Annotated in this window: 16 protein-coding genes; 7 read left to right on the forward strand and 9 right to left on the reverse strand. The window is 72.1% G+C overall.

Features of this window, described 5'->3' with window-relative positions; translation table 11 throughout:
- Nucleotides 1–358 precede the first annotated feature (358 nt).
- The gene (locus ACNTMW_RS05795) at nucleotides 359–1,471 is read right to left on the reverse strand and encodes an amidohydrolase family protein (protein WP_426632323.1); all 1,113 of its coding nucleotides are present in this window, start codon (nucleotides 1,469–1,471) and stop codon (nucleotides 359–361) included.
- 28 nt (nucleotides 1,472–1,499) lie between these two features.
- On the opposite strand from ACNTMW_RS05795, the gene ACNTMW_RS05800 reads away from it, so the two are divergent.
- A complete protein-coding gene (locus ACNTMW_RS05800) occupies nucleotides 1,500–1,904 on the forward strand; it encodes a tyrosine-type recombinase/integrase (protein ID WP_426632324.1) in 405 nt (134 codons plus the stop codon).
- 87 nt (nucleotides 1,905–1,991) lie between these two features.
- Nucleotides 1,992–2,393, forward strand: coding sequence for a RidA family protein (locus tag ACNTMW_RS05805; protein ID WP_426632325.1), 402 nt, complete (start codon nucleotides 1,992–1,994; stop codon nucleotides 2,391–2,393).
- 322 nt (nucleotides 2,394–2,715) lie between these two features.
- Here the strand turns inward: ACNTMW_RS05805 and ACNTMW_RS05810 are convergent, their stop codons facing one another.
- A complete protein-coding gene (locus ACNTMW_RS05810) occupies nucleotides 2,716–3,456 on the reverse strand; it encodes an alpha/beta fold hydrolase (protein ID WP_426632326.1) in 741 nt (246 codons plus the stop codon).
- 56 nt (nucleotides 3,457–3,512) lie between these two features.
- Here ACNTMW_RS05810 and ACNTMW_RS05815 point away from each other — a divergent pair, with 56 nt between their 5' ends.
- Nucleotides 3,513–4,475, forward strand: coding sequence for a helix-turn-helix transcriptional regulator (locus ACNTMW_RS05815; RefSeq protein WP_426632327.1), 963 nt, complete (start codon nucleotides 3,513–3,515; stop codon nucleotides 4,473–4,475).
- 313 nt (nucleotides 4,476–4,788) lie between these two features.
- On the opposite strand, the gene ACNTMW_RS05820 is transcribed toward ACNTMW_RS05815, so the two are convergent.
- Entirely contained in the window at nucleotides 4,789–5,325 is a 537-nt protein-coding gene (locus ACNTMW_RS05820; protein ID WP_426632328.1) for a TetR/AcrR family transcriptional regulator, read from the reverse strand.
- Between the two features lie 71 nt (nucleotides 5,326–5,396).
- On the opposite strand from ACNTMW_RS05820, the gene ACNTMW_RS05825 reads away from it, so the two are divergent.
- Nucleotides 5,397–5,873: a nuclear transport factor 2 family protein gene (locus tag ACNTMW_RS05825; RefSeq protein WP_426632329.1), complete on the forward strand. Its 477-nt coding sequence runs from the start codon at nucleotides 5,397–5,399 to the stop codon at nucleotides 5,871–5,873.
- A 257-nt stretch (nucleotides 5,874–6,130) separates the two neighbouring features.
- Here ACNTMW_RS05825 and ACNTMW_RS05830 read toward each other — a convergent pair whose 3' ends face one another.
- Together ACNTMW_RS05830 and ACNTMW_RS05835 are read right to left on the reverse strand one after the other, a co-directional pair.
- Entirely contained in the window at nucleotides 6,131–6,430 is a 300-nt protein-coding gene (locus ACNTMW_RS05830) for a hypothetical protein (RefSeq protein ID WP_426632330.1), read from the reverse strand.
- A gap of 38 nt (nucleotides 6,431–6,468) precedes the next feature.
- Nucleotides 6,469–6,888: a transposase gene (locus ACNTMW_RS05835; protein WP_426632331.1), complete on the reverse strand. Its 420-nt coding sequence runs from the start codon at nucleotides 6,886–6,888 to the stop codon at nucleotides 6,469–6,471.
- 767 nt (nucleotides 6,889–7,655) lie between these two features.
- On the opposite strand from ACNTMW_RS05835, the gene ACNTMW_RS05840 reads away from it, so the two are divergent.
- The 3 genes from ACNTMW_RS05840 (at nucleotide 7,656) to ACNTMW_RS05850 (ending at nucleotide 9,892) form a co-directional block, all read left to right on the forward strand.
- Nucleotides 7,656–8,135 carry an LppU/SCO3897 family protein gene (locus ACNTMW_RS05840; RefSeq protein ID WP_426632332.1) on the forward strand — a complete coding sequence of 160 codons (480 nt, stop codon included), beginning with the start codon at nucleotides 7,656–7,658 and terminating at the stop codon, nucleotides 8,133–8,135.
- Between the two features lie 218 nt (nucleotides 8,136–8,353).
- Complete coding sequence (locus ACNTMW_RS05845; protein ID WP_426632333.1) at nucleotides 8,354–8,674, forward strand: hypothetical protein; 321 nt, start codon at nucleotides 8,354–8,356, stop codon at nucleotides 8,672–8,674.
- A gap of 15 nt (nucleotides 8,675–8,689) precedes the next feature.
- The gene (locus tag ACNTMW_RS05850; protein WP_426632334.1) at nucleotides 8,690–9,892 is read left to right on the forward strand and encodes a DUF6745 domain-containing protein; all 1,203 of its coding nucleotides are present in this window, start codon (nucleotides 8,690–8,692) and stop codon (nucleotides 9,890–9,892) included.
- Here ACNTMW_RS05850 and ACNTMW_RS05855 read toward each other — a convergent pair.
- Genes ACNTMW_RS05855 through ACNTMW_RS05870 form a run of 4 tightly spaced genes read right to left on the reverse strand, consistent with a single transcriptional unit; the run spans nucleotide 9,889 to nucleotide 13,962 of the window.
- Complete coding sequence (locus ACNTMW_RS05855) at nucleotides 9,889–10,749, reverse strand: STM4011 family radical SAM protein (protein ID WP_426632335.1); 861 nt, start codon at nucleotides 10,747–10,749, stop codon at nucleotides 9,889–9,891. The two genes, ACNTMW_RS05850 and ACNTMW_RS05855, sit on opposite strands and share 4 nt — an antisense overlap.
- Nucleotides 10,746–12,056, reverse strand: a complete 1,311-nt coding sequence (locus ACNTMW_RS05860) for an STM4012 family radical SAM protein (RefSeq protein WP_426632336.1) — start codon at nucleotides 12,054–12,056, stop codon at nucleotides 10,746–10,748. The genes ACNTMW_RS05855 and ACNTMW_RS05860 overlap by 4 nt, the downstream gene beginning before the upstream one ends.
- Complete coding sequence (locus ACNTMW_RS05865; protein WP_426632337.1) at nucleotides 12,053–12,874, reverse strand: STM4013/SEN3800 family hydrolase; 822 nt, start codon at nucleotides 12,872–12,874, stop codon at nucleotides 12,053–12,055. The genes ACNTMW_RS05860 and ACNTMW_RS05865 overlap by 4 nt, the downstream gene beginning before the upstream one ends.
- Nucleotides 12,862–13,962: an STM4014 family protein gene (locus ACNTMW_RS05870; protein WP_426632338.1), complete on the reverse strand. Its 1,101-nt coding sequence runs from the start codon at nucleotides 13,960–13,962 to the stop codon at nucleotides 12,862–12,864. Before ACNTMW_RS05870 ends, ACNTMW_RS05865 begins: the two co-directional genes overlap by 13 nt.
- Between the last annotated feature and the right edge of the window lies 1 nt (nucleotide 13,963).

The raw sequence follows: 13,963 nt of genomic DNA on the forward strand, positions 1-13,963 counted from the left end.
GACCCGACTGGCCCGGTACCTGCCCGCCACCAGCGGCCTGCAGGTACGGCGCCGGTCACCTTCGTTGACTGATCTACGCTCGTTTGGAGCTTGAAACGCGAGGCTAGACCGATCAACGTCTGTGGGTGGCGCCGCGACCGGCGCGGGTCCGGCGACGCTTCTGATGTCCGTGGCGGCCGAGGTCCGGCGCCGTTTTCGCCCGGCGTCGCCGTTGCCCCGCGCCACTTTCGGCCGGCGTTGTCCTCGCCCGGAGTTTGTCCTCGCCCGGCGTTGCCACCGCCGGCACCGCCTTTGACTGGCGCTGCCACCGCCCAGCGTACGTATGTCGGTCCGCAAGGTTTGGACCGCCAGCGCCGCACTACGACTGCTTGGCCAGGCGGGCCGGGGTGTGCTCGATGCCGCCGCACCAGACGCGGCTGACCGACCGCACGGCGCGGATGTCGTGCAGCGGGTCGCCGTCGACGAGCACCAGGTCGGCCCGCCGGCCCGGCGCGACGACGCCGCGGTCGGTGAGGCCGAAGTGTTCGGCGGGCAGTACCGTCGCGGCGCGCAGCGCGTCGATGGTGCTGAGGCCGGCGTCGACGAGCAGTTCCAGCTCGTGGTGCAGGCTGTCGCCGAACGTAAAGTTCCCCGGCGCCTCGGCGTCCGTGTTGGTGTCGGTGCCGGCCAGGACCGGTACGCCGGCGCGATACGCGGCGGCGACGCTCGCCCGCGCGCTGTCATAGCTTGCGTCGGGCATCGCCCACTCCGCCAACATTTCCGGGGGTGTCGACGGTGCCGTCAACGCCTCCATCATGACCATCGTGGGGATCAGCATCCGACCCGCGGCCGCCATCCGGTCCGCAGCGGTGCGGTCCAGTGGCCGGTCCAGCGGCGTGTGGGTGATCGCGTCGACCCCGGCCGCCTGCGCCACCTCCGCGGCCTCGTACGAGAGGGCGTGCGCCACGACGAGCCGCCCGAGCCTGTGTGCGGTGGCGACGAGCGCGTAGACGGTGGCCCGGTCGAGGCTGGGCCCGGGCAGGTCGATCAGGATCTTCAGGAAGTCGGAGCCCTCGGCGAACCGTTCGGTCACGAACCGCTCCGCTTCGCCTGCGGTACGGATCAGGCCACGCTCGCCGATCTCCGGGATGTGCGAGTGGATGCTGCCTGGGGCAAGCGCAGCCGTGCCGGCGCTGCGGATGTCGGTGAGCCCCCGGATCCCGCGCATCGAGTCGACGAACTCCGGCGGGGCGTTGGCCATGTCCAGGGCGGTGGTCACTCCGAAGCGCACCAGCCGTTCGAGCGCGGACCGCCCGTCGAGGTGCAGGTGAGCGTCGGTCAGCCCGGGTAGGAGCACCGCCCCCGCGCCATCGACGGCCATCTTGGCGTCCGAGGAGTCGGATCCGATGCGGTCGCCATCGAGCACCACCGTGCCGGGCGGGAGAAGTTGCCTGCCGTCGAACACGCGGACGTTTCGCAGTGCAGTCTTCATGGTCCGCAGCTGCCCACTTTCCGCGCCTATGAACACCCGTCGGGCGGTGGAAGGGCGCGGCAAGGGTGGCAAGGTCGTGCTCGTCCCGCTGCCACCCGCGGTGGCCCGCGCCATCGACCGGGCCGTCGACGACCGCACCAGCGGGCCGATCCTGCGCAACACCCTCGGCGTGTGGATGGACCGGCACGCCGCCACCCGCCGGCTCAAGCACCTGGCCCAGGCCGCAGGAATCCGGATGCCGAAGATGCATCCCCACATGCTGCGCCACACGTTCGTGACGACCATGCTCGACGCCGGCGTCAGCCTGCGCGACGTGCAGGCCGCCGCCCGCCACGCCGACCCGCGAACCACCATGCGCTACGACCGGGCCCGCAAGAACCTCGACCGGCACCCCAACTACATCCTGGCCGCATACATGGCCTCCGGGACATAGGCAGGCGGGACTGTGGATCTAACGGTGTTTCCGGCCTGACCCGCGGGGCGTAGTGCCCGGCGAGGAAGGTGCTGTGATAATCCGCTGATGATCGACAAGTTCAATCCGCCCACAGTTCATGAGCCAGACGGCTACAGCCACGTGACGATCTCGAACGTCGGCCGGCTCGCGCACCTAGCCGGTCAGTGTCCGCTCAACCTGTCCGGCGAGGTCGCCGGCGAGCCCGGCGACTATGCCGCACAGACCGAACAGGTCATCACGAACTGCCTCGCGGTGCTGAAGGCGGCCGGTGCCACCCCCGCCGACGTGGTGCGGTCGGTCGTCTACGTGGTAAGCCCGGACAGCGGGGTCCTGTCGGCAGTTTGGCGACAACTCAACGCGTCCCCATTGGCCCCAGCCTTCAACACCGCCAGCACATTGCTGGGTGTGGTGTCGCTCGGGTACCAGGGGCAGCTCGTCGAGGTCGACCTCACCGCGGCCTTGGACTAGCGATTCCTGCCTGCCGCCAATCCCGTCCACGGCGGCCCAATGACGTTGGCCTCGTTCAGGTTTGAAGCCTGTCGAGTTCTGCAGCGGCGTTGCGCCTGTGACGGAGCCCGATGGCTTGATCGGATGCGCGCATGTGCCGCTGAGTCGGCAGGCCGGCTGCCACCGAGGCCGTCACGGTCGGTGCCCCAGCGGGATGGGACCGGCGGGCGATCATGCCGAATTGAGGACGTTGCTTCGGGTGGCGTGGCCGGGTTGTTCGGTTCCGTCGTCGACCGCGTACCGCTGCCGGGTGAGCTGGTGTGTGGTCACCCGGCAGCGGCGGTTACGCCGTCAGTCGCGCCTGGTGCAGGATTGCGGCCAGCTCGATCGGTCGGCTGAGCATCGGCCAATGCCAGGTCGGCAGTTCCTCGTAGCGCCACCCGTCGCCGGCCATGTGGCGGTACAGCGGCAGCGTCGCGGCCATCCCCTGCACCTGCGCGACGGTGAAGCTCGACAGCACGCCGAGTCTGGGCAGCTTCTCCCACGCCCCGGTCAGCCGGACCGGGGCGGTGGCGGTCGCCCACGGCTGGTCGACCGACCGCTCGCGCAGCAGCGTGACGATCGAGTTATCCACGTCGGGCACGCCGGCGGCCACGTCGGCCCAGGGTGGCGGTGGCAGCCGCCACCCGTCACCGTGGTCGGCCACCAATGCCGTGTTGCGCTCGCGCTCGGCCGGCGGGGTGAACTCGACCTGGGCCACCCCGTCGGGCAGCGGGCCGGTGTCGACATAGACCAGCTGGGCGACGCGGTCGGTGACGCGGTCGGCGGCCGCGGTGACGACGCTACCGGCGTAGCTGTGCCCGACGAGGACCACGTCGCGAAGGTCCTCGTAGCGCAGGAGGTTGACCAGGTCGGTGACGTGGACGTCGAGGTCGGTGTCGGGACGGGCCAGGTGGGCGCGCTCCCCGAGGCCGGTCAGGCTGATCGGGTACACGTCGTGGCCGTGCCGGCGTAGTTCAGCAGCCGTCGAATGCCAGGCCCAGGCGCCGAGCCAGAACCCGGGGACCAGTACGAATGTCGTCATGCGCGGCACGCTACGGTCAATACCGGACAGTTTCCGCCCGGATTAGGAGGACTTCTTTGGCCAGGCCGACAGCGCGGGTACTGGCCCTGCTGGAGATCCTCCAGTCGGGCGGCGCATTCAGGGTCGCCGACCTGGCCCGCCGGCTCGGCGTCGACGAGCGCACCGTCCGCCGCTACGCGACCCACCTCCTCGACCTGGGCATCCCGGTCGAGGCGCGCCGTGGCCGCTACGGCGGGTACCGGCTCGCGCCCGGATACAAGTTGCCGCCGCTCATGCTCACCGACGAGGAGGCGGTCGCCATCGCCCTCGGCCTTGCCGCCGGGCACAGCGCGGGACTGGTCACAGCCGATCACACGGCCACCGAGAGCGCCACCGCCAAGCTGCGCCGGGTACTGCCAGCCGCCCTTGCCCGGCGAATCGACGCCCTACTGGCCACCATGGACGTCACCGGACCGGTCCGGCAACACGCCCCACCCGGCACCGAGGTGCTGCTGGTGCTCGCCGAGGCGGCCCGCCACCGACACCCGGTACAGCTGACGTACACCACCTGGCATGGTCGCTCCAGCGAGCGCGGCCTCGACCCGTACGGGCTGGTCTTCCACAACGGCCGCTGGTACGTCACCGGTCGCGACCACGCCAGCGGATCCGCGCGGACGTTCCGACTCGACCGCATCGGCGCTATCCGCGCCACCGACGGGGAGTTCGAGGTGCCGGCCGGGTTCGACCCCACCGGACACGTCCTTGCCGGCCTGGCCTCGGTGCCCTACGCCCACGACGTCTCGGTCCTGCTGCACACCAGCCTCGCCCAGGCCCGGCGGCGGATCCCTCCATCGGTCGGCACACTCACCGAGGTCGCCAACGGAGTGCGCCTGACCGCGCGAGCCGAACACCTCGACGGCGCCGCCCAGATGCTGGCCGGGCTCGGCTGGCCCTTCACCATCGAACGGCCCGTCGAACTCAGAGCCGAGGTGCGCGCCCTGGCCACCCGCCTACTCACCCACGCAGACGCAGGCGAGTAGGCCGCCACAGCGGCCCGTCGACGTTGGTAAGCCGGGCAGTATGAAACATCCGCTCTTGCCGCGATGAGTGCGCCCGATCTTGAGGTGGAGTTCCTTGCCCCAGATATCGTCCCCGTCGGACCCGAGGACGGCGTTGCCGCAGGCCGAGAGTCCGTCGCAACGGTCTTGACCCACCTCTTCGGCCGGCTCAACTGCCCTCGATGCGGCACCCGGTTCGTTCTGGCCGACCACCTGACCGGCGTGTCATCCCAATGACTACGGCACCCTCCTTGCCGCCGTTCGGACGTTGCTCTGGCGTCACCGGACGGCAGAGCTACCGGGCGGAGAAGCCATCCAGGATGACGTCGATAGCGCGATCGAGCACCGTCGCTGGGACCACCGCGGCCGCGGTGGTCTGGGCCAAGGCCCGTATCAACAGGTAGAGCTCCTCAACGCCGACCTCCGGCCGGACTGCGCCGGCGGCTTGGGCACGTTGTAGCGCCATGTCGACTGCGGCCTTCACCTCGCCCGCCACTGTCACGACGGCCGGTGGCGCATCGCCCAGCATTGAGGCCAAGGTGAGCTTGCTCGCGCCGCGCTCGATCATCTCGCGGATCAGGGCGGGCAGCGCCGCCGCCGGATCGGGCGCTGCGGCCGCGGCCCGGGTCCGGTCGAGCAGGGCGGTGAAGTGCCGCACCAGCGCGGCCTCGATCAGCGCTTCCTTGGTCGGGAAGTGCCGGAAGACGGTGGCGATGCCCACACCGGCCAGCCGCGCCACCTCCTCGGTCGAGCCGGCCTCGCCCTGCGTACCGAAGACTCGCTCAGCCGCGGCGAGGATGCGCTCACGGTTCTCCCGAGCGTCCTGGCGCATGCGACCACTTTAACCGAAGTCTCGACTCCGATACGCTAACCGAAGTCCAGACTTCGTTAGGAGGTAGTGCCATGCGCACACCCGAGGAAACTGTCCGCGCCGTGGCCGCCGGCGTCTGCCGTCTCATGCGCGGCGGGCTCACCGCCGCCGACGAGGCGGCACAGATCGACGAACTGGCCGCCTACTACGCCGAGCGCACCGACGTGCGCCACCCGTTCAGCCCGCTCGGCGACACGCCGCTGCGCAGCCGGGCCGCCGTGCGGGAGCACTTCGCCGCCGGTGGCCGGCCGGCTGGTGTGCAGCGCTACGACGTTGTCGAAGACCACGTGCATCCGACACCGGACCCAGAGGTGGTCATCTTCGAATTCCGGTACGCCGGCGTGATCGACGGCCGCGCCTTCACTCTGCCCTGTAGCTTCGTGGTCCGGGTCCGCGACGGCGAGATCGTCGAGTCTCGGGATTACGTCGACCACGTGGCGGGTGCCCGCGCTTTCGGCCGCCTGCCGACCCTGGCCGCCGCGCTGACTGTGCCTGAGGGCGGATCGTAAACCTCGGTTCATGGAGCGGGTGCCGGTACCGCTCGCGCCGTTGGTTCTTCCCGGGAGGCCGGCGTGCCGCTGGCGGCCGGGGCTGGTGATAGGGGCGCGCGCATCTGCCGCGATCCGGGCGCGGATCGGCGCTCACCATGCCAGGAAGAACCTCCAGTCAGCTTTCGTTAGGCTGCCTTCAGTAGTCGTTGACCAGGGCGTGTTGCGACCATCCTCAGAATCCGCCCGGCCATAACTGGTCCCACCCTCGACGGCAGTCAGAGTTGGAGCCAGCCCGTCGCTGAGGCCATGGTGGTCTCGAACGACTTGGCGAGTCTGCGGCTGCGGCCGAGCCGGCCGTGAGCGACCTCGACGCGCCAAGCGTGCCGGATGGGCCGGAACACTGGCTGCTTCTCGTCCCACCCGAACCGGCGTACCTCGATGCCGTGCTGAGGGTCGAGCTTCGCTGCTGCCCCGGCGGTCACCCCGCGGTCGACGAGTACCAGCTCCGGCCGGCCGGCGACACCATTCTGAGCGAGGTAGCCGAGCATGACCCGGCTGGTCTCGTTCTCGTGCATCGAGGCGGGCACCGTCAACCTGGCTACCGGGAGCCCGGTCACGTCGACAGCCACGACCCGCTTGGCGCCCTTCGTGCGGCCGTACGGCCCGCCGCGGTCATGGAGAACGTCGCCCCGCCGTTGGACACGCCGCGGGCCAGGTGCGTGTCGATGACCAGCATCGAGGGCGTCGTCTCTGCCCGCCCTTCGGCCTGCCCGGCGGCGGTATGCAGCACGGTGAGGGCGCGGGCCCACGTGCCGTTGCGTGACCAGCGGCGGAACTGCGGCCACACCCGTGTCCACCGCCCGAACGACTCGGGCAAGTAGCGCCACTGGCACCCGGTCTGCGCGATGTACGGCATCGCGCCCACGACCGTCCGGAGGTCATCAGCGTGCTGGCGGCCGCGCTTGCCGGGCGCGTTGAACACTGGGTCCAGCAGAGCCCACTGGTCATCGGTCAGATCACTCGGATACGCCATGCGGCGCACCGTGACGACTAACGGCGCAGCGGCAATAGGGACACATCCAGTGAGTGATGTCGATCACGCTGGCGGCCAACTCCCATGCCGTACATTCATGGCGTCGTGTGCCATCAGGACGCTTCACTGAGCGCGACACTATGGCGTACGACGACTATTTCCCGACACATGGTCATCGTGCGCCGGGACTGCTTGGTTTGCTCGTCTGTGCACTGAATGCGGTATGCGGGCGGGAAAGTTCGGTTCCCGCTACCTGGTCATCCCGACGCCGGGAATGTTTGGTGCTGACCTGATCAGCTACCGTGCGAAGGGCACGGGGGAGATCATCGGACGGGTTCTCGCCGTGTGCGTCCTTCGACACTAGGGAGATCATGTCCAGCTATGGACCGCCGGGTCCGCTCGGCCAGGGCGAGCCCGAAGAACCGTACGGGCAGTCGCCGCAACCGCCGCAGCCGCCGGTTCCGCCCTCAGAACCGCAGCCGCCGCAGCCACCGGTTCCGCCTCCGCCGGGTGCCTACCCGCCGCCGCCCGCCTATCCGACGCCGCCCACCTATCCGACGCCGGACGCCTATCCGACGCCGGGCGCGCCGGTCAGTGGAGCCCCGGCCGGTGGTTACCCGCCCCCGCCGGTCAGTGGAGTCCCGGCCGGTGGTTACCCGCCCCCGCCCGGTGGTTACCCACCTCCACCCGGCGGCGGCTACCCGCCTCCGGAGTACCCGCCGCAGGCGGCCGGTGCACCGGCGTGGGGTCAGCCGGGTGCGCCCGGCATGCCGGTCCCGCCGCCGGCCGGGTCGAAGCGCGGCCTCAAGATCGGACTGATCATCGGTGGGATCGTGCTTCTTCTGCTCTGCCTCTGCGGCGGTGCGGCCGTGTACGGCCTGGCCAAGCTCGGCGAGGCCGAGTCCAAGCCGGCCGCCGTGTCGAGCCGGAGCGTGGGCGCGGCCCCGTCGACGAGTCCGGGTCGGCGATCGAGTCCGAGCCCGAGTCCGACCGGCGAGTCGGCGGATGACGAGGACACCCTCGCCAAGGGCGACTGCGTGGTCAACGATGGCAACAACAGCGACCCGAAGCTGCGGAAGGTGACGTGCGGGCCGAATACGTACGAGATCCTTCTCAAGATCCCGTTCACCACGGACAGTGAGCGGTGCAACAACCAGTTCGGCGGCGCGCCGGGCACCGAGGCCACGTTCACCCGCGACGGGACGGGGACCCTCAACGACTTCGTGCTCTGCATGAAGAAGCGCTGACACCATGAAGAAGCGCTGACACCGACGACGAGGGCTGTCCGGCCCGAACCGGACAGCCCTCGTCGTGTCTCGGCACGCGGTTCCCGCATTGACGCGCGCCCGACCAACGCGATGGCCAGACCCGGCACTGTCTGCCCGTGGGCGCTCCTGGCGGGGACCCGGAAATGTCGGTGGTGGACGGTACCGTCGCCGCGCTGGCTCGCAGCGATGGAGGAACCATGTACCGGCAGGGTGATGTTCTCGCGGTGCCCGTGACGGCGGCCGACGTGCCGGCCGACGCGGTGGTCGCCCCGGTCGACCGGCTGGGCCGGTTCGTCCTGGCCCGCGGTGAGGCGACCGGGCACGCCCACGTGGTGGCCGGCCCGCGGCTGCGGGTGGTCGCCGACCCCGGCGAGCCCGACCGGCTGTTCGTGGAGGTCGTCACGTACGGCCGGATCACGCACGAGGAGCACGGCCCCATCGCGCTGCCCGCCGGGTTCTACCGGGTGGTCAGGCAGCGGGAGTACATCCCGGGTTCCTACCGTCCGGTCGCGGACTGAACCGGGGAGGTCGACGTGCGGTTGAGCGTGGAGCAGGAGGCGACCGCGGCGGCGGTCGAGGAGGAGTGGCTGGATGCGGCGCTGCTGACCGGCGCCGCCGATCGGGATTCGGCCGAGGCCGGGGTCGCGGCCGCCTACCGGGCGGCAGGGCTGGCACCGCCACGCCGGGTCGTCTGGCTGGGGTCGCCGTTCGCCGGTGCGGTGGCGGCGGCTGTGGTCGCCAACCCGGCCAACGCCGCCCGGATCGCCGACCAACCGGACGCGGTGGGCGGCGGTGACGGACCACGCCTGGCGGCACTGGCCAGGAACGCGGTGCACGAGGTGCACCGCCAGGGCTGGCGACCGGGTGACGCCCCGGGCCGGCCGGGCCGGCCCCGGGTGCGCACCCGGCTCTGGTCGGATGCCCGCGCGGCGGCGCTCGACGGGTTCGGCGCCGACGGCTGGGCGCAGCTGTCGGCGGCGGCCGGGCGGCGCGGCTGGCACCTGATCATGGACCTCGTCGCGGGCAGACTCCGCAGCCGCCTCGGCGACGACCTCATGATGGCCGGTGGGGCCGCCGGCTGGGCGTCGGCGGCGAGGACCTGCCTGCTCGACGCGGTCTACGGGCAGCACGACGCGGCGTGGCTGGCGACGTTCACCGCCGGTGACCGGCTGCGTCCGCAGGCCGGCATGGTGGCCGGCCTGCACGGACTGGCGGCGGTCGCGCGCAGCGCCGGCTGGTGGTGGCCGTTCGCCGACCTGGTGATCCTGACAGAGCGTCCGGTCGTGCTCGAGCGCGACAACGTGGGCCGACTGCACCGCGGCGAGGGTGCGGCGCTGGGCTACCCGGACGGCTACGGTCTGCACGCCTGGCGGGGCATGCCGATCCCGGCCGAGCTGGTCGATGAGCTGCCGCGGTTGACGGTGGAGCGCATCCGCGTAGAGGCCAACGCCGAGGTGCGGCGCGTGATGCTCGAGCACTTCGGATACGAGCGGTACCTGCGGGAGGCGGGCGCGACCAGGCGCGGTGAGGACGAGGCCGGCGTGCTGTGGCAGGTGTGGCTGCCCAACGACGAGCCGCTGGTGATGGTCGAGGTCGTCAATTCCACGCCGGAACCCGACGGCACCCACCGGCGGTACTGGCTGCGCGTGCCACCGACCACCCGCACTCCCCGTGAGGGTGTGGCGTGGACGTTCGGCCTGACCGCCGAGGAGTACGCGCCGCTGGTCCAGACCTAGTGGTAGCGCTCCGGCCATCCCGCCGGGATGCGCTCGAGCACCCCGCCGGCGAACACGTCACGCAGCCCGAGCGGCTTGAGATGGACGTAGCCGATGTGGCAGTCGCAGGCGGTGTTGGTGCACGGTCGGGGTACGAGGGCGTCCCGCCACGAGCCGTCGTAGAGGTTGCCGATCGGCTCGCTGATGAAGTGGCAGCGCCGGACGGTGCCGTCGCCGCGCACCGACACGGCCGTCTCGCCGGCGTGACAGGGGCGGCCGAGCGACAGGTGCGGGCGCACGCTGTACCCGAAGAGCGGGTCGAGCGCCGTCCAGGCGGCCTCCTCCTCGGGGGCGTACCGGTGGCCCTCCGCGGCGTTGACCCACAGGTACACCTGCTCGGGCAGCGCCGCGCGCAGCGTCCTGGCCTCGTCCAGGTGCTCCGGCAGCCCGACCACGCCGACCGAGAAGCGCACACCCAGCTCACCCAGCTGGTCGCAGCGGCCCAGGAACCGCTCGCGGCGTACCTGTCCCGGGTGGTAGGTGGCCCACAGCGCCACCGTGGCGGGGTCGGCACCGGCCAGCCAGTCCAGGCGCGCGGCGAGGTTGGTCTGGATCGCCACCCGTTCGACGTGCGCCAGGTGGGACAGGCGCACCATCGCGTCGCGGTACCAGCGGCGGGTCAGCCCCTCGCCCCAGGGGGTGAACAGCACCGACAGCCGTACGTCGTTGGTCGCCTCGACCCAGCCGGTGAAGCGGGCGAGGGCCTGCTGGTCGGAGCGCAGCAGGTCGGGTGGGTCGTGCCGCTTGGCGAAAGGGCAGTACGGGCAGTCGTAGTTGCAGCTCGCCAGCGGCCCCCGGTAGAGGATCGACAACCTCACCGCAGCGCGTACCCGTCCATGGCGTGCCGCACCGGCCCGGAGACCAGCCACGGTCCGATGAGGTCGGAGCGGGCCAGCCCGTCGGCGGTCAGTCGGGTGGCGTCGTCGGTCGCCCAGCCGTGCCGCGCCAGCTCCGCGAGCTGGGGGAGGTCGTCGAGGTGCCCGGTGCCGAAGCGGGCCCGGTAGGCCGCCGGGTCGAGCCCGTCGGCGCGCAGCAGCGACGTGATCAGCCAGCGCCGCCGCTGTTCGGCCTCGTCGAGCCGGTACCCCACCTCGGCGTACCCGAAGTCGCTGGCCGGGCGGGCCAGGTAGTCGTCGAGCACCGCGCGTACCTGCGAGACGCTGACCGCGTAGTCGAACGAGTAGTGCAGCGCGGTGGTGTAGGACCGGGCGCCGCAGCCCAACCCGACCATGCCGTCGTCCTGGCAGCAGTAGTCGGGGCCGTCGGGCGCCGGCACGTCGGCCCGCCGGAACTGGCGCATCGACTCCTGCCGGTAGCCGGCCGCGCCGAGCACCTCGACCGCCTGCCGGTACAGCGCCATGCGCTGGTCGTCCCAGTCGGCCCGGCTGTGGGCGCGCCGGCCCAGCCCGGTCAACGGGCGTACGTACAGCGGGTACAGGTACAGCTCCTCCGGCCGCCAGGCCAGGGCGGCGTCGAGGCTGGCCTGCCAGGTCCGCGCGGTCTGGCCGTCGATGCCGTAGATGAGGTCGAGGTTGAGCACCGGCACACCGGCCGCCCGGATCGCGCCGAGCGCCCGTTCGACCTCGGCGCGCCGCTGCGGCCGGCCGGCCGCGTGCGCCTCGGTGTCGAGGAAGCTCTGCACTCCCATGCTCACCCGGGTGGTGCCGCGCGCCGCGAGCACCGCCAGCCGGTCCGGCGTCGCGGTCGCCGGTGAGGTCTCCACCGAGACGGGTACGCCCGCCAGCGCCGCGCCCATGGTCTGCTCGGCGATGTCGAACAGGTCGTCGAGTTCGCCGGCGGTGAGGTACGTCGGGGTGCCGCCGCCGAACGCCGCCCGGACGAACCGGGCGTCCCCGCCCAGCGCGGCGCTGACCCGCTCGGCCTGGCGGCGCAGCTGCCGCAGGTAGCCGGCGACCTGCTCGGCGGGCGGGTTCGAGCGGGTGAACAGGTTGCAGAAACCGCAACGCATCTCGCAGAAGGGCACGTGCAGGTACAAAAAGAGCGCGTCGCGCCGCTCCGCCGCCCAGACGTCACGCAGCGCCGGCCGGGGCTCCAGCGGGCGGTAGGCGGTCTTGTGCGGGTACGCGTAGAGATAGCCCTGGTAAGGCGAGCCGTCGAGCGTCACCGTTCCCCCGGTCGCAGTGTGAAGTGGGCGTACGGCACGGTCCACACGACCTCGTGCCCGATGCGGTGGCCGGTGTGGCCGTCCTCGCCGTAGGCGGTGCCGTGGTCGGAGCACATGATCGTGAAGACCGGGCGGCCGCGCCGGGTCACCAGCGCGAAGAGGCGGTCGATGCGGCTGTCGACGTACTCCAGAGCGGCGGCGTGGCTGGCGAGGCCGTCCTCGGTGGCGCCGCCGCCGTCGCCTGAGCCCGGCAGGTAGTGCCGGTTGGGCTGGTGCAGCGCGGCGACGTTGAGGAACGTGAACAGCGGCCGGCCGGCGGGTACCCGCGCGACGATCTCGTCGAGCCGGTCGAGCTGGGCGTCGAGGCAGTCGGGCGCGGTCACCCCGAACTCCGGCTCCCAGTGGGCTTCGGCGAACAGCCCGGGCAGCACGGCGCCCAGCGGGCTGCGCCGGTTGAAGAAGCCGACCCCGCCGAGGCACACGGTGTGGTAGCCCTCGGCGGTGAGCGCGGTGGGCAGGTCGGGTGCGTCGAAGACCCACGTGTCGGCGCCGGCGGTCTCGCTGCCGGGAAACCGGGCGGCGAAGAGGCGCTCGTGGCGGCCAGGCCCGACCGGGGTCGGCAGGAACCCGGCGAAGAACGCGTGGTGGGCGGCGTAGGTGAAGCTCGCGGGGCTGTGCCGGCGCTCCCACACGCCGCCGGGCAGCACCCGCGACAGGTGCGGGGTACGGCCGCGCTGCGCCAGTTCCGCCGCCACGTCGTAGCGCAGCGTGTCGAGCGTGACCAGCAGCAGGTCGTGACCGCCGATCAGGTCGCGCACGATGCCTCGGCTTCCCGTGGCGTGGCGGCCCGGGCGCACCAGTCGTCGTACCGGCCGGACAGCAGCGCGTGCACCTGCTCGCCGTAGGGGTCGCGGCCGTCGGCCAGCACCCCGGGCAGCAGGTCGCCGAACGCGTTGACCTCGGCGACCGCGTGCCGGCGCCAGCCGACCAGAAACATCAGGTCGACCGCGACGTGCAGCGTACGGGGGAAGCAGGCGGCGACCCGCACGCAGGTCTCCATCGCCGCCGCCCAGCTCGCCGGGCCGGCCGCGGCCCGCAGCCGTGCCAGGTCGCCGCGGGCGTTGCCCAGGTGCAGGTTGGTCACCGGGCCGCGGCTGGCCCGGACGACGGCGTGACTCGGGCGGCCGGCCACGACCACGACCCGCACGTCGACGATCCGGTCGTCGAGGCCGGCCTTCGGCAGCCACCGCTCCACGTGCAGGCCGTCCGGGGCGAGCCGGTCGACGATCGCCGCCACCTCGGCCTCGCTGTCGTAGCGCCGCACCCGCAGCGAGTTGAACAGCCGGCCGTCGGCGGACTCCACCGACGTGGTCGCCTGCACCCGCGAACCGTTGACCGCCAGGGCGAGCACCCCCGACGCCGACGAGCCGTGCGCGGGCTTGACGAACACCCGCGCCCAGCCGGCCTCGCGCATCGCCGCCCGCAGCTCGCCGTAGCCGGCGACCGGGGGAACTGCTGCCGGCACCGGCACGCCGGCGGCGTCGAGCAGCGCGTGGCAACGGCGCTTGTCGCACATCGTCGCGACGTCGGCGGGCTGGTTGAGTAGCGTGGCCCCGCCGCCGGCCAGCCGGTCGAGCGCCCGGCACAGCCCGGCGTACCACGCGGCGAGGCCGACGATCTCGCCGTGCGCGGCCGGCTCGGCGGCGCCCCGCAGCAGCCGGTCGACCTCGGCGTCCTCGCCGGGCGAGTCGACGCGTACCAGCGAGCCGGCCGCCGGCGGGGGAGCGCCGTCGAGCAGGTCACGCCAGGCCAGCACCGCCGGCGGGGCGAGCCCCGCGGCGCGCGCCGCCTCGGTGAACAGCCGGACCCGGCGGTTGTCCGGGTTGCCGACGACTACCAGCCGCATG

It is taken from the genome of Planosporangium spinosum (genome assembly GCF_049999945.1).
Classification (GTDB): Bacteria; Actinomycetota; Actinomycetes; order Mycobacteriales; family Micromonosporaceae; genus Planosporangium; species Planosporangium spinosum.

Bases quoted from the DNA above. Each gene is read 5' to 3' on its own strand.
- ACNTMW_RS05870 (WP_426632338.1), bottom strand. From the start codon at position 13,962: ATGCGGCTGGTAGTCGTCGGCAACCCGGACAACCGCCGGGTCCGGCTG.
- ACNTMW_RS05800 (WP_426632324.1), top strand. From the start codon at position 1,500: ATGAACACCCGTCGGGCGGTGGAAGGGCGCGGCAAGGGTGGCAAGGTC.
- ACNTMW_RS05845 (WP_426632333.1), top strand. From the start codon at position 8,354: ATGTACCGGCAGGGTGATGTTCTCGCGGTGCCCGTGACGGCGGCCGAC.
- ACNTMW_RS05840 (WP_426632332.1), top strand. From the start codon at position 7,656: ATGCCGGTCCCGCCGCCGGCCGGGTCGAAGCGCGGCCTCAAGATCGGA.
- ACNTMW_RS05795 (WP_426632323.1), bottom strand. From the start codon at position 1,471: ATGAAGACTGCACTGCGAAACGTCCGCGTGTTCGACGGCAGGCAACTT.
- ACNTMW_RS05810 (WP_426632326.1), bottom strand. From the start codon at position 3,456: ATGACGACATTCGTACTGGTCCCCGGGTTCTGGCTCGGCGCCTGGGCC.
- ACNTMW_RS05825 (WP_426632329.1), top strand. From the start codon at position 5,397: ATGCGCACACCCGAGGAAACTGTCCGCGCCGTGGCCGCCGGCGTCTGC.
- ACNTMW_RS05805 (WP_426632325.1), top strand. From the start codon at position 1,992: ATGATCGACAAGTTCAATCCGCCCACAGTTCATGAGCCAGACGGCTAC.
- ACNTMW_RS05830 (WP_426632330.1), bottom strand. From the start codon at position 6,430: ATGCACGAGAACGAGACCAGCCGGGTCATGCTCGGCTACCTCGCTCAG.
- ACNTMW_RS05835 (WP_426632331.1), bottom strand. From the start codon at position 6,888: ATGGCGTATCCGAGTGATCTGACCGATGACCAGTGGGCTCTGCTGGAC.
- ACNTMW_RS05820 (WP_426632328.1), bottom strand. From the start codon at position 5,325: ATGCGCCAGGACGCTCGGGAGAACCGTGAGCGCATCCTCGCCGCGGCT.